Genomic DNA, 15470 nt, shown 5'->3' on the forward strand with positions numbered 1-15470 from the left:
TATATGAAGGTTATAAGGTTGAACAACAAAAACAAAAAACAAAAAGCTGTTTTTCAACTACAGATCAACGAATATCCAATCAAAGATTGGATATTCAGGAAAGAGGTTAAAATGAATGATATACGCTTAAGCAAATGGAAATTCCATTATAATGACTGCCCTGATGCCTGGTATAAGGATTTTGACGACTGCAGCTGTGAAGAGGTAACTGTTCCACACGATTGGTCCGTTCATATGCCCTTTTCCAAAGAATATTCCAGCGGAACCGGATATCTGGCCGGGGGGATAGGCTGGTATCGGACAGAGTTCTATCTGCCGGAAGAACTAAAGAATAAGAGAATCTATATTACCTTTGACGGTGTTTACAAAAACAGCCAGGTCTGGTGTAACAGTTATCACCTTGGCAAACGTCCCTTCGGTTATGCCACTTTTCGGTATGATATTACTTCTCAAGCAGTATTCGGAGATCAGGTCAATGTTATTTCCGTAAAAGTCGATCACTGGGATATTTCCGATTCCAGATGGTTTACAGGCTCCGGAATTACAAGAAAGGTTACCATAACAGCAGAAGAATCCGTTCATGCAGACTATAACGGAGTTTTCTTTACTGCTCCAAAAGTGGATAAAGATAATGCGGACATTCTTATTCACACTACCCTGTTAAATGAATCTTCTCAAAAAGCAGAAATTACCTTAAGCCATCACCTTAGGTATGACGGCAAGACCTATCTTACCCTTAATACCTTTCATAGTCTATCTGCCGGTGAAAAAAAGCAGGTAACCTCAGAGGGCAATCTTCTTTCTCCAAAGCTCTGGTCCGTGGAAGAACCCAGTCTTTATCAGCTTGTAACGGAGATAAAGGCAATATCTGCAGAGGATTCCTATGAGAGCCTGCAGCGTTATGAGACTATGGTAGGTATAAGAAGTATCCTCTTTACACCGGATAAGGGATTTTTTCTCAATGGTGAATCCTTAAAGCTTAAGGGTGTCTGTGTACATCATGATGCCGGCTGCCTTGGCGCTGCCGTTCTGCCCTCCGTATGGCTTAGAAGGCTGGAACGCCTGAAGGAAATGGGTTGTAATTCCATCCGTATGAGCCATAACCCTCATATGCCGGAGCTCTACGACCTTTGTGACGCTATGGGCTTTCTGGTCATGGATGAAGCCTTTGATGAATGGGAAAATCCCAAAAACAAATGGTGGACCGGACATAATGTTTATCCGCCAAGACACCAGGGATATGCAGAGGACTTTCCCCTTTGGCATGAAAAAGACCTTACCGACCTGATTCTAAGGGACCGTAATCACCCAAGCATCATTATGTGGAGTATCGGAAATGAAATAGATTATCCCAATGACCCCTACTGCCATCCTTTATTTGAAAGCATGACAGGAAACAATGATAAGAACAAACCTGCTGCCGAGAGAATGTATAACCCAAGCAAGCCAAATGCCGAAAGACTGTCCGTCCTTAGTGCACACCTGACTGGAATTGTAAAACAATCAGATCCTACAAGGCCTGTTACTGCTGCTGTAGCTTTTCCGGAACTTTCTACCTATATTGGCTATATCGATCCTTTTGATGTAGTAGGCTATAACTATAAAGAACAATGGTATGAACAAGACCATAAGCGCTTTCCTGATAAGCCCTTTCTTGGAAGTGAAAACAGTCATTCCTTAAGTGCATGGAAGGCTGTCAGAGATCTGGAATATATATCCGGTCAATATCTTTGGACCGGAATTGATTATCTGGGCGAAGCTCATGGCTGGCCGGTAAGAGGTTCCTCCGCCGGAATACTTACAACCGCAGGCTTTGAGAAAACTTCTTATTTCAGAAGAAAAAGTTTTTGGTCACTTACGCCTTTTGTATATATTTCCACTGCCAGAGAAGACAAGGAACCTTTCTCCGAAGCCAATAAGCATGAACGCGAATGGAAAGAAATGCACCGCAGCTACCACTATATTCCCGGTGAGAGTATTGAAATCAGATGTTATACGAATCTGCCCTTTGCTGAACTATTTGTAAACAACAAGAGTCTTGGAAGAAAGGCATATAATGACAACCTTGGATATATTCCATTTACCCTTCCCTTTGAAGCAGGTGAATTAAAAGCTTATGCCTACACAGATGCCGAGGCTCATAAGGAGAGCGCTTCCGATTTCTTACATACTAACGGTGCTCCCTGCGGACTGGAGCTTAAGTGCTGGTCCCCGGAGGAAAAGCTTCTCACTTTCAATAAGGATTACATCTCTTCTATCCTTTCTTATGACGGTCTGCTATTAAAACAGATCGAAATAACGGTTGTGGACGGAGAAGGATATCCTTGCCATTCTGACAGCACCCTTTTATCAGTAAGTATAAAAGGTGGTACTCTCCTTGGCCTAGACAATGGCAATCTGTCGGATTTAAGGGAATACAGTTCCTCAGAGCGCCGTGTATACAATGGAAAACTCCTAGTATATGCGGTTGTCCCGGAAGAAGGAGCCGCTGTCCTTACCGTAACAGGCAATTGCTTAAAAGAAGAAAATATTATTCTATAGAATTCCCCTGTTGTAATTGGTAGGAGATACCCCCACCGCCTTTTTAAACACCTTACTAAAATAATACAGATCAGTAAAGCCGACGGACTGACCTACCTCAGACATCTTCATGTTTGTGGTAGTGATCAGTTCCATGGCATGATTGATTCTAACGGTATTCAGATAAGCAAAGACGGTTTGATTGGTCATTTTTTTAAATATACGGTTAATATAATCAAAATTACTGCCGGATATCTCTTCGATATCCTCACTTGTTATCTTAGCCGCATATTCAGAATTCAGATATTCCAGAAGCTTTTGCACCTTATGATAGGATTTCGGCATAACGGAAGCACTTTTTTGAAGGGTATACAATAAATAGCTGCGGTAGATTTCAATAAAAGCCTCCAGCACTTTTAAGGAACACATGATTTTATAGTTATCCATATGATTCTTATTGTGTTTGACTGCTTCATCCAAAAGACAGCTCACCTTTATATAATCGCCGGTACTGGTAAAATGATAATATTTCGGCAGTAAAAGGGAGTCCTTCTCAATGGTTGTGTAGGAAAAGGGATCACTTTTAAGGGAATCGTTATGTCTTGAAAGAATGAGCTTTACATACTCCTCTTCCTTTACGCCTTCCTCTACCCTTATTATACTTTCCTGTTTAAAATGGATATAGTAATATTCACAATAAGAAGGCTTGTAACCTTCATGATAATAAGCCGTATCAAGAAGCAGAAAATCTCCCGGGGTTAATAGATATTCCCTGCCATTTTCTCTTAGATACATTTCTCCCTTTTTTATGAGGTAGATTATGTATTCATCAGCTTTTCTTCTATTGTGGACAAAAGGCGGCTGAATGATAGCAGTATTCATTAGACGCACCTCCGGAATCTGTCTTGGATTAAGTTCGAAATGCATAGGGTACTCCTCCGTCATAATAAAAGTATTATAATTGATTCATAATGAAAGGAGCCTAAATGGCCTTATTTACTTATGACAAGCAGCTTAACAAAATCGAAACTCCTTCCGGAACAATGACCTTGTCCTCGCTGTTTTTCCCGTTCTTTATAGAAATGATCCTGATTAACAGCATGGGTACCGTTAATACCCTCTCTCTAAGCCACTATTCCGGAGATTCTGTAGCAGCAGTAGGAGCGGCAGCACAGGTAATGAATATGATATATACTTTCTATGGTGTGGTAAGTGCAGGTTCCTCCATCGTTATTAGTCAGAACCTAGGCGCCGGACATAAGGAAACAGCAGAAAATGCCAGTATTGTATCCATTTTTTTCAGTGCTGTTTTAAGTATATTACTTGGCAGTATTCTTGCAATTTCTGCAAGGCCTCTCCTTACCCTCATGCATTTGAAAGGAGAGCTGCTAAATGAAGCCGTACTGTATTTTCGTATCTGCATCTCCTTTTCCTGCTTTCAGGCAGTGTATTCTGCGTTGTCCAGTATCTTCAGAAGTTACGGAAAACCAAAAACTGCCGTTAAAATCTCGCTGCTTGTTAATTTCACCAATGCTTTGTTAAATATTCTTATTGTATACAGACCTTTTGAAATTCCCCTAAAAGGCGTTCAGGGAATAGCCATATCCTCCGTATGCAGTCAGGCTCTTGGTATGTGCCTTATGTTTCTGCTGCTAAAGCGCTCTCCCTTTTCTCCTCACTTTCGAAAAGGGACTCTCCGTCAGGTATATCAACTTATAACAAAAATACTCTATATCGGAGTTCCCGGCGGAATTACCAACTTAAACTATTCCCTCTCCCAGGTTATATCTACCTCCATTGTTGCCTCCATCGGCACTGCAGCCGTATCCACCAAGATATACCTTGATAATATCTTCTTCTATGTTTATGTGATAGGGTTGGCTCTGGGGCAATCCACCTCTCTTATTATAAGCCGTCTGGTTGGTGCCCGTAAATATGAACAGGCAAGAAATCTGAATAGGCAAAACCTCAAAGTAACTCTGCTGTGCAATATCCTGTTTTCCCTGCTTATCTTTTCTTTTGGCAGGCATATATTAGGGCTCTTTACTCATGACCCTGCTATTATTGACATAGGTCATAAAATTATGCTCTTCGATGTTTTTGTAGAAATCGGCAGAGGTTTTAACCATATTGAAAATAATTCCTTAAGAGGTTCCGGGGACGTACTCTTTCCCATGCTGATATCACTTACTTCCTGTTGGACCGTAAGTATCCTGTTCTCCTATCTTCTTGGTATTGTCTTCGGCCTGGGACTTTTCGGCTGCTGGATTGCCTTTGCCATGGATGAACTCTTTCGCGGAATTATATATTACCTGCGTTTTCGAAGCGGCAAGTGGATGGCAAAAACTCTGGTATGATTCGTTCTGCAATAAAACCCTGCAACATACAGTACTCCTTTTATGTTGCAGGGATTTGAATTTTTATTACTTTCTTCTGTATTCAATATACTAACTCTCAATTGACTGATTCAACTATTCTTTCTTTGTTTCAACCAATGCTGCCAGCCGGCCCCAATATTTCTCACATTCCCTGCTGGATGAAGGCATTTTTTCCAACATTTCCTGCAGCGGGAAAGGGAGCTCTATCGAAGCTTTCTTATCTCCTTCCGGCAAATCCCCCATACCGTAATACCAGTTTCTAAAAAAGGAGGACTTCTGCCATCCATTTAACGGGCTATTTGAAAAGTGAAAAATATTTTCATAAAACCTGTGGGATTCTCCCTCTTTATGGCAGCATATCTGAGGGCCCTCTTTGGTATTCAAAAACAGATTCCCATAAATATCAGCAGGCAGGCCATAGTCATCCTGAATCAAACAACGTTCATCATCGATACTTATGTTATAACGCAGGATGGTCCTTCCGCAATCACGATTTCTGTTAATTCTCATGCAGTCCAACCAGAAACCGCCTTGATTGCCGTGGGTATAGTTGTACTGAAAAATTGTATCTCCAGCCGTTCCCCAATCCGTATCAAAAGCAGTACCATCGTTTTCAAAAAGCCTGGTTCCTGCCACCTCATTTCTTTGAATCAGGGCATTGGAAGTGGCACATACCCAGATACCTGCAATCAGTCTGGTGTCTTCCAAACTGCCCAGTGCCCCTGCATCGATACAGGTATTTCCGTCAATCAGGGGAGAAATGCAATTTGCTACAATAATACCGTCGCTGCCGGTTCTTTCAATACGGTTCCCCCGTACCACCACATGAGTATGATGAATGTCATTTATGAAGTCTTCCTGTTGATTTACCCGAATTCCGCTGGTCAGTACATCATGGATATAGTTGTTGCTGATAATAATGTTATGGAGATGATCTTCCTCCGAAGAACGTCCGGGCATTGTAACATAAATTCCTGAATTCCAATACATACTCTCATAAACTTCACGGTTTCTCCGGTTCTCACCTGCCACCTGGCTGATTTCACACTTTTCAATCACAATATCCCTGGTGATACCCTGTGGTTTTCCGCTGATGCAAATACCCTGACGCACCTTCCTCGTTTCTGCCTGGTTTGTCACCTTGATATCCTGCACCGTCCAAAAGCTGACATCCTCCAAAAGGATAGCCGCATATCTGCCATCCCCGTGGATTACCGGCATTGCACCTTCTCCGTAGCTTTTTAGAATTATGGGCAAAAAGGGAGCTCCGCTGCCCTTTGGCGTCAGCATTCCATGCCACTGACCTCCTTTTTTCAGGCAAATGGTGTCTCCGGGAAGAAAGATCTGCCCATTTACCCGTTCCAGACTTTTCCATGGTTCATCTTCTGAAAGTCCTGAAAAGGAATCATCTCCATTATTGTTATCTACATAAAATATTCTTTTTCCATTCACCTCTGCTGTCATTTTCTTTACCTCCTATAAGGTGGCTGTAATTTATTTGAAACTATTAATAGCCGATCATGGGTATGGATTCCGGAAGTCTGGAATACGGTATTCTCTCTCCGTTCTTAACTTCGTAAAGTACCTTTGAGGTCTCGTATACAGCCTCCATCAATTCCTTATAAGGCTGCATGCAGATGTCCACCATACCAATCTGGTAGTTTTCACCGTCGTACCTTCCAAGGCAGAACTGGTCGTTGTACTGAAACCAGTGGGCTCCTACTCCGTAAGGATGTGCGGCAACCTTTTCCACAAAGTACCGCCACATAACCCCTCTCTCCTCCTGATTCTTAACCCCTTTAAGACCTGTGGCAGGCAATCCTCTATCCAAGGCTCCGCAATGATATTCTCCCAGCAATATGGGCAGATCCACACCTGCCTTTATAACAAAATCCATATCTCTTGTAGGGTCAAAGTCGTAACAATTAATTGAGAAAACATCGAAATACTCCCAGCCTGTCATCATATCAAGATTATAAGCCTTTGACCAGCGAAGCCCTAAATTCAGGTGGTTTTTATCTACCGCTCTGCAAGCTAAAGCCGGTACTCTGATATATTCCCGTATCAGATATTTTGAGAATTCCCGTATGTCCTTCTGTGATTTCGAATAGGACACAGAACAACACTCAATTGGCTTCCTGAAATCCTCAAAATCTTCAAAACTAGAATCCCAGGCTTTATTTAAAGCTTCAATGGAGTCATAGGTTTCTTTAAGATACTGTATCAATCCAAACCTGCAGTAGGTTTGAGCCGGATTATGCAGCACTTCATCGGCAATGGCAAGCCCTTCCACAAAATTGAATTCAGGCTCATTCCTTAGGAAATAACCAATCAGCCATACATCATCCTTCCACTCGGAAAGCTTTGCTGCATATTTTTCCGACCGTTCCTGATACTCAGGGGAAAGTACATCCGGAAAATCCCGGAATATTAAGGTATCGGTTGTTGGAAAGCCCGGCAGCTCACGTACATATGGTAACTTGCTTCTGCCATTATTTACACTAAGCCCCGGAAAGTTTCCCTGAGAATTGATTCCGTTCTTCATCAGTATATGATGGGAAATCTCCTCCCATTTTTCTCTCCACTCTTTTCCATATACCCTCTTCAGATTAAGAGCAGTAAAGCTGATCATTTTATAGCTGTCCAGGGGCATATATGCCGCACGGCGCCTGGTGCCAATTTGATACAGCTCTTTGTATTCCGGGTCATCTGTTTCGGGGAGCCATTCACACACCTGCTCAAAATTATCAACACGGCATTGGTCACCTGGATTCGTCCCGCAGGGACCAAGAGAAAAATAATCACAGCCGTCCGGATCTACAAGATGCCAGCGTCCGTCCTCTGATTTAAAGGTCGAAAAGTATCCTGTCCCCGTCTTTAATTTCCGGCTGGTGTCACCGCCCCATCGGTTCCATTCTGGAAAAGAATATTCTGCTTCTCCTTCAAGAGCTTTTAATTTCGCCTTTAATTCCTCCAGTGAATGAATTTTCCCTGTCCATTCCTTTTCTTTCCATTGACCGAACTCATCTACCATTTTCTTATCAGGAAGCGGGAATTCTCCCGGTTTTTCATCGGTTAAAATAAAGTTCGAAAGCCTTACTCTCACATCCTGAAAGGTGTCTTCAATACCCAGCTCAAATCTATCCACCTCATTAATATCCGTTCGCTTGCCATGAACCACAAGTTTCAGTGTACCGGCGGTGCGGTTAGTGAATATCGTACTGTTATCCAAGAGATTCAAATCAAGGCATATTCTTGTCTTAAAATTTGGCAATAAGCCAAAGCGCATGAAGATTCTTTCCTTTTCACTTCCAGGAACAAAACACCGGAACATCATTGCCACGGAATGCTCTTCCAGTACCTCAATGTCGCCTACAACATAACGTTTACCACAACCTTTGATTTGAGGCAGTGTTATCCCTCCTCCTAGCTTACCAAACACTACTGTACAACTATCCGTATTCAATGAGATAAAACTTGCATCTCTCATAATTGAAGTCTCAAAATTCAGCTTCATTTCCCTTCCCCCAATCCTTTCATTCAATGAATTTATTATGACAGTAACTAATTATTATGATAATCCATTCCTGACGGAATACAATGTAAATCCCCTGTTTTGGTTGTATTTCAGCGACTTTTTGCTTATGAAATCTTAGTAGATTTTTGCTAAGAAATACAGGGATTTTTGAGATTAATAATAGTATAAAAAGCATTATCTTAAAGGTTAAGATTGATTTGAGTAGCTTGTCATATTATAATAATTGTAATATGATGTCAAAACAATCAATGTTTGTACCTTATAAGGTGGTGGAAATAAAGTCATGGGAGTTAAAACAGATATTTCACTCCATACAAAGCTAGTAAATGATAGCGACACTTGTATGGAGTAAAACAGTCGCATATATATCATGCTAGCTCTGCAACTTGTAATGAAAAGGACAAGGAGTGAACTTGCATGAAATACAAAAACGCAAATTTAGTTTTGCCTGATAGTTTGGTTAAAGAATTACAAAAGTATTTTCAAGGTGGATATATTTATGTGCCTATTAATGAGGATGTGCGTAAGTCATGGGGTGAGTTATCTGGATACAAAGATGAATTGGAAGAAAGAAACTCAAATATTATTCAGAAATTTCGAAAAGGAATTCCTATAGAAGCTCTTGCCGATGAATTTTATTTATCTGTTCATGCTATAAGGAAAATTATATACAAAAAGGTCTAACCTTATTTCAAGATTAGATAAATACTTGATGGCCATTGGTAATCTATATTACCAATGGTCATTTTATTAGTACAAAATAATACAGAACAATTAGTATATTGAATATAAATTGAATTGTAGATAAAATTATAGTTGATAATCTCTAAATAAACTATCATTTACATTAGCATTAAGTAAGGAGAGAATAAAATGGATTTTAATATAATTGATATAGAAAAATGGAATAGAAAAGAACATTATTTACACTATATTCAAAATGTACGCTGTACGTACAGCTTGACTACCAATATTGATATTACCCTTTTAAAAAAGGAGCTGAAAAGAGAAAACAAAAAAATATATCCAGCATTGATATACATGATAGCAACTGCTGTAAACTATCATAAAGAATTTAGGATGGATTATGACAGTGATGGTCGTTTAGGATATTGGAGTGAAGTAAATCCTAGTTTTACAGTCTTTAATGAAAAAAGCCAAACATTTTCAAGTATTTGGACTGAATATGATTCATGTTTCACAACTTTTTACGACAATTGTGTTCATGATATTGATAATTACGCTAACTCAACACTTATGACACCAAAGCCTGATATGCCTAAAAATGTATTTACTATTTCAAGTATTCCATGGATTGATTTTACTTCATTTAATTTAAATGTTCATAACGAAGGATATTACTTACCACCTATATTTACGATTGGTAAATTTATATATGAGAAAGAAAAAATACTGATGCCGATAGCTATACAAGTACATCATGCAGTTTGTGATGGGTTCCACGTAGGAATATTCATAGACTCTTTGAAAAAATTGGCGAATAGCTATCTTGATTGGCAGAGGTACAACGCTTAGAAAACTATGCTTTGTTTATAGCAAAAAAGCCGCTGCAATACATAATTATTGTATTACAACGGCTTTTTCCACTTCAATATGGGACGTCAACTTTTCATACTGGCCAGGAGACATCCCGGTGTATTTCTTAAAAACTTTACTGAAGTAACATTCATCCTGAAACCCCACCCGATAACCAATCGCCATAATCTTCATGGAAGTTGTGGCAATTAGTTCTTTCGCATGATGAATCCGTATTTCATTCAAATATACAAAAATTGTTTTTCCGATATTCTTCTTAAATACCCTGTTCAGGTAATCGAAATTACAAGAAAGAGTTTCTTCAATTAAACTGCTTGATATTTCTTTGCTGTAATTCGTATTCAGATAATTCAGAAGCTCATGAATATTTTTGTAGGACCTTGAAATTCCGGGCATTTGCTTTAAAATTTTTGATGATACCGCTTCCCTGGCAATTTCTACGAGTGCTTCCATGAATCTACAGGAGCAGGACATCTTATAATTCTCCATTTGATTCCGGTTCTGATCTACCGCCTCCTGAATCAGTTTTATAACTTGAATATAGGTATTTCCATTCTGCAGACTTATAAGCTTTGGAAACTGCAGCCAGGAATCCCGATAGATCTTATAGGAGCCGCTGTCCTCCTGAAGAGATTCGCTTCTATTTCGCAGACATAGCTCCATAAAAACCGAATCTTCCTCTCTGCGAATAACCTCCGGATGCCGGAAATGGATATAGTAATATTCACAATTAGATGCTTTCAGTCCCTCATGTATGAAGTCCTTATCTAACAGCAGAACATCTCCGGCTTTTAATTCATAATGTATTCCATTCTCCTGAAGATATAATGTTCCTTTTTTCATGATGTACAAAATATATTCATCTGCCTGTCTTTTTCGATGTACATAAGGCGGCTCCAGAACTGCCAGATCTACCAGACGAACCTGCGGCAGAACATTTCCATTTATCTCATAATACATAATTTTAACCTAAATCCGGTTCATCCCAGAGAGTGATGGTATTTGTATGTTTCCCTTCCGTTTCAAAAATCAGAATAGTATTTTTACCTGTTCTTAATAGTGGTGCCGGTATATATAACCTTTTCTGAGGTCCGATTTCCCAAAAGCGCCCGATGTTGAAACCATTTACCATTACACAGCCTTTTCCCCATCCCGAAAAATCCAGAAAAGTGTCCGCTGTTTCATCCGTTTCAAATGTAAACTCATAGAATCCGGGAGTTCCCTCTTTTGCCTGAAGTTCAAAGTCAAGTACAGATAAATCTTCCATAGGGAGACAGTATTGTTTCCAATGATAATGCAGGTGCCCATTAATCTGAACCCCTCCGTCTATTCCCTTGCGCTGGTGCTCCAATGCCGGTCCGAAATTAACACGTCCCATATTTTCCACCAGAATATCCAGCTTATTACCTTTTTCCAAGGGATTTTCAAATTCATGCTCTGACAACAGTTCCCTGTCATACAAAGTAAGAACCGGTTTTTCATCTATAAATATATTAGCCCTGTCATTTGCTCCCCAAAGACGGATTTTTTCAATATTTCCTTCATGCTTTAAAGTACTTTCATATAAAATGTAACCATAGCCCTGGTCCAATGTTTCCATGGATTGGGTTACCACATTTTCTATCGGCAGCGCCAGGTTTGGAAGATTCTCAAAAAGTCCTGTTTTTCTGGTAACCTCCAGGGTTCCATAAGCTTTCCTCTTTATCTCTGTTGTCAGTTCCATATCCGGAACTTCTGTGTATTTACTGATAACCTTTTGAAATGCTTCATACTTGGGAGTAATCCTTCCATCCTCCGTAAGTAAGGCATCATAATCGTAAGATGTAACATCCGGCGTCAATACATCATAATAATTGGCACCGCTTGTGAAGCCAAAATTGGTTCCCCCCTCAAACATATAGATATTAACATGACCTTCTGATAAGATATCATCAAGGTCTTTTGCATGCTCCTTAATATCACCGGTCTGATGGCACTCTACTCCCCAATTATCAAACCAGCCAACCCAGAATTCCATACACATCAAGGGTTTATTTCCGATCATTTTCCGCATAAGAGCAAATTGTTCTTTTCCTTTGGAGCCGAAGTTGCCGGTTTGCAGAACACCTTCTATCTTGCCGCATTCAAAGGCATCGCCCCAGGGACCGTCGGAAGTCACTAGAGGTACCTCACAGCCATTGTCAATCATCAGCTGCTTTATATATTCCATATATGACCTGTCGTCACCATAATAGCCGTATTCATTTTCAACCTGCATCATAATTACCGGACCGCCATGGGTTATCTGCAGTGGGGCAATTACCTCAAACAGTCTCTCGTAATATTCTTTTACATGTTTCAAATAAGGCGCGTACATACAGCGCAGTCTCATACCTTCTTCTTTTAGCAGCCAGTAGGGAAGTCCTCCGAATTCCCACTCAGCGCAAATATAAGGTGAAGGTCTGAGTATCACCATCAGTCCCAGTTCCTGGGCAGTTTTTACATAACGTACAATATCCAGAATTCCTGTAAAGTCAAATCGCCCCTTTTCCTTCTCATGAAGATTCCATGGAATATAGGTTTCTACCGTATTACATCCCAGTTTTTTCAATTTTTCAAGGCGATCACGCCAATATTCCGGTACTACCCGAAAATAATGCATGCCACCGGAGATTATCTTTATTTTATTTCCGTCAAGATAAAACTCATCCCGAATTTCAAATTGGTGCATCATTTCCTCCTGTCCGGGCTCTATAACTGCCCACATATTTAATACTGCCATTTTCGGAAAGAATTTTGTATTCTTTTATTTAAAAAAGGGATACCAATCCTGCACATTCTGTCGTTGCAGACTTTGGTATCCCATCTTCTGGTAACCACCAATTATAAAATATGCTTTGAGTAAGTTATATTATTTTCCCTGAGACTGCTTAAAAGCATCAAGGTCAGCTTGAATGGATGCTTTTACATCATCATAGCCGGCAGCTTTAATTTTATCTCTCATCTCATCAATCTTTGCCTTAGGATCATCAAACTTACCCCATGCCAGCTGCGGTATATACTCTGAAAGTACGCTTGCAATAGCAGCCTGTGCTGTGTCGATTTTATCTTTGTTAATAATCAGGTTTTCATATTCGTAGTCATAAGCAATCTTATTAAGATTTGCAATCATATCTGTCTGACCGGACCAATTGAAGCTGTTAACCAATTCCAGATCATCATTACGTCCGCACCAATAATCAGAACCAAGAGCATCTGTACTTTGGTCATATCCTTCCGGATAACCAAGTTTACCATCATCAGTTACAATATAATCAGTACCTTCGATACCATAATTAATTAAACGATAGCATTGCTCATCATTACGAAGCAGGTCATATACCATTAATGCACGTTCCGGATGCTTGGAATTAGCACTGATAGCAGCTGCACCGTGAGTTTTTAAGTCCTTGGCAATATTATTATTTTCAGATCCCCAAGCATACATCTTAGCGTCAGAACCGGGCTGCTTGATATCCATATTAGGTTTAACCTGTGAATAGAAAGTCTGGCTGTGGTGCTGGTCAGCGCCTGAAGTACCGGCATATAATTCTTCTCTGGTATCACCATCATAGTTCAGAACATCTTCACGCCATACGCCCATATCGTTCCATTGCTTCATTAAATCTGCTGCTGCATAGATTGTATCGTCTTCCATCATAGGAGCTGATACGGTAGCATCACCGGGTTTTGTAGCCCAAAATGCATAATTACCTGCATTTACACCAATTAAAGTACGGTAATCTGTATGAGATTGAATGTAAGCACTGAGTATTTCGCCTGATCCTTTATTAGCATCCCAGGGAACTACGCCTTCCTTATTCTCTTTAATATATTTGAAATAAGTTGTAAGGTCTTCAAACTTGCTTACTGTTCCGTCGGTTAAACCAGCTTCTTTCGCCCAGTCTCCACGGTAGAACATACCATGATTGGTATACTGTGTATAGTGATCTTCGGGAATAAAATAAACTTCTCCTTTATATTTGCAGATATCCCAGTCATTATCAGCACTAACCTGTGCGTATGTTTTAGGTGCATATGTTTTAAGCATGTCATCGGACAGAGGGAGGAAAGCTCCTTTTTGGGTGTTCTCCCATGCATAAAGCCAATCAGTAGCAGTTGTTATGATATCAAGGGAAGTATCTCCGCTTAACAGCTGTACATTATACTGTGTCTGCCAGTCAGCCCACTCTACATATGTTAATTGAAGTTCCGCATTAACCTTTTCGGTAAGAATCTTGTTAAGCTCTTTTAACATAGCTTCCAGTCTTCCGTTTGTAGGCTTGTTACCAAGCACCAAAAAATTAATTACTTCATGTTTGGAAGTATCGATTCCTGTATCTTTACTTCCTGTATCGCTGTTTCCCTGATTTGTAGTGGTTGAGTTATCGGTGTTGTTTTTATTGCCGCCTCCGCTACACCCAGCAAGGCTCAGTAACATGATTACTGAAAGAATCAACGCCATAATACGTTTTGTCATGCCTTTCTTTCTCATTAAAAATCCTCCTCTGATAAAATTATTTATATGAATCCATACAATGGAATCCACATCAGCCTTTCACTGCCCCAACTGTAATACCTGAAATAAAATACTTTTGAACAAAAGGATATAAAAATACAATAGGACCGGTTGCTACAACAGCCGTAGCCATCTTAAGCGTATTGGAAGGCAGCTTGGTGATAGAGATATTAGCGCCTGCCAAGGAGCTTTTTAATGCATTGGCTTGGTTAATTATGTTGTACAGATAATACTGCAACGGTTTATAGGTTACTGCTGACCCAAGATACAAAGAGGACTGATACCATTCATTCCAATAGCCCAAAGCCAGGAAAAGTCCTACCGTTGCAAGTGCCGGCTTTAACATAGGAAAAATCAAAGAAATGAAAATCTTAAAATCACCGGCTCCGTCTATCTTACCGGACTCTGTTATCTCAAAAGGCACTGATTTGGTAAAATTCTTCATCAGAATTATCAGCCATGGTGTCATCAGAAGCTGTAAGAATACAGCCATATAGCTTCCTTTCAGATGAAGGTATCTGGATACCCAGATAAAGGTAGGTGCCATACCCGCTGAAAACAGGGTGGTAAAGTATATAAAAAATGAAAGCATATTTCGAAAATAGAAATCTTTTCTCTGCAGCGCATAACCGGTCATTGCTATCAGGAAGAGACCCAAAGCAGTACCGCAAACAGCCATAATGATTGTTACAGCATAAGATCCGATTATCATCTTCGGATAACGGAATACCCATTCATATGAGGAAAGGGTGAATCCTCTGGGCAACAGTCCGAAGCCTTCCTTATTGATAATCGTCTCCGTACTAAACGAAGCTGATATAATCAAAATAAACGGTAAAAGACACATTATTGTAAACAGTACAATAACTACATATGAGATCAATTTTATTGAGACTGTATTGGCACTCTGTTTTATTTTTGTATTCTTTTTTTCCATTTT

General features: G+C 40.0%; 11 protein-coding genes. 4 read left to right on the forward strand and 7 right to left on the reverse strand.

The annotated features are described in order from the left end of the window. Positions 1 to 111: 111 nt before the first annotated feature. Complete coding sequence (locus bsdcttw_RS15055; RefSeq protein WP_185255667.1) at positions 112 to 2541, forward strand: glycoside hydrolase family 2 TIM barrel-domain containing protein; 2430 nt, start codon at positions 112 to 114, stop codon at positions 2539 to 2541. On the opposite strand, the gene bsdcttw_RS15060 is transcribed toward bsdcttw_RS15055, so the two are convergent. Continuing rightward, positions 2536 to 3447, reverse strand: a complete 912-nt coding sequence (locus bsdcttw_RS15060) for an AraC family transcriptional regulator (protein WP_185255668.1) — start codon at positions 3445 to 3447, stop codon at positions 2536 to 2538. The genes bsdcttw_RS15055 and bsdcttw_RS15060 overlap by 6 nt on opposite strands. A 59-nt stretch (positions 3448 to 3506) precedes the next feature. Here bsdcttw_RS15060 and bsdcttw_RS15065 point away from each other — a divergent pair, with 59 nt between their 5' ends. Then, positions 3507 to 4877 (forward strand): MATE family efflux transporter, encoded by a 1371-nt coding sequence (locus bsdcttw_RS15065; RefSeq protein WP_185255669.1) that lies wholly within the window; start codon positions 3507 to 3509, stop codon positions 4875 to 4877. A gap of 114 nt (positions 4878 to 4991) precedes the next feature. On the opposite strand, the gene bsdcttw_RS15070 is transcribed toward bsdcttw_RS15065, so the two are convergent. Next, positions 4992 to 6362: a right-handed parallel beta-helix repeat-containing protein gene (locus bsdcttw_RS15070; RefSeq protein WP_185255670.1), complete on the reverse strand. Its 1371-nt coding sequence runs from the start codon at positions 6360 to 6362 to the stop codon at positions 4992 to 4994. 43 nt (positions 6363 to 6405) lie between these two features. After that, positions 6406 to 8415, reverse strand: coding sequence for a beta-galactosidase (locus bsdcttw_RS15075; RefSeq protein WP_185255671.1), 2010 nt, complete (start codon positions 8413 to 8415; stop codon positions 6406 to 6408). A 438-nt stretch (positions 8416 to 8853) separates the two neighbouring features. Here bsdcttw_RS15075 and bsdcttw_RS15080 point away from each other — a divergent pair, with 438 nt between their 5' ends. Next, on the forward strand, positions 8854 to 9120 hold the full coding sequence (locus bsdcttw_RS15080) for a CD3324 family protein (RefSeq protein ID WP_185255672.1): 267 nt from the start codon (positions 8854 to 8856) through the stop codon (positions 9118 to 9120). Positions 9121 to 9309: 189 nt separating this feature from the next. Then, positions 9310 to 9972, forward strand: a complete 663-nt coding sequence (gene catA / locus bsdcttw_RS15085) for a type A chloramphenicol O-acetyltransferase (RefSeq protein WP_185255673.1) — start codon at positions 9310 to 9312, stop codon at positions 9970 to 9972. Between the two features lie 45 nt (positions 9973 to 10017). Here catA and bsdcttw_RS15090 read toward each other — a convergent pair whose 3' ends face one another. From bsdcttw_RS15090 to bsdcttw_RS15105, 4 genes are all read right to left on the reverse strand, one after another. Further along, positions 10018 to 10953: an AraC family transcriptional regulator gene (locus tag bsdcttw_RS15090; protein WP_185255674.1), complete on the reverse strand. Its 936-nt coding sequence runs from the start codon at positions 10951 to 10953 to the stop codon at positions 10018 to 10020. A 4-nt stretch (positions 10954 to 10957) separates the two neighbouring features. Beyond that, the gene (locus bsdcttw_RS15095; RefSeq protein WP_330602210.1) at positions 10958 to 12739 is read right to left on the reverse strand and encodes a glycoside hydrolase family 35 protein; all 1782 of its coding nucleotides are present in this window, start codon (positions 12737 to 12739) and stop codon (positions 10958 to 10960) included. 144 nt (positions 12740 to 12883) lie between these two features. Next, positions 12884 to 14506: an extracellular solute-binding protein gene (locus tag bsdcttw_RS15100; RefSeq protein WP_185255675.1), complete on the reverse strand. Its 1623-nt coding sequence runs from the start codon at positions 14504 to 14506 to the stop codon at positions 12884 to 12886. A 55-nt stretch (positions 14507 to 14561) separates the two neighbouring features. Further along, positions 14562 to 15467 carry a carbohydrate ABC transporter permease gene (locus tag bsdcttw_RS15105; protein WP_185255676.1) on the reverse strand — a complete coding sequence of 302 codons (906 nt, stop codon included), beginning with the start codon at positions 15465 to 15467 and terminating at the stop codon, positions 14562 to 14564. Positions 15468 to 15470 lie beyond the last annotated feature (3 nt).

The organism is Anaerocolumna chitinilytica (assembly GCF_014218355.1).
GTDB lineage: Bacteria > Bacillota > Clostridia > Lachnospirales > Lachnospiraceae > Anaerocolumna > Anaerocolumna chitinilytica.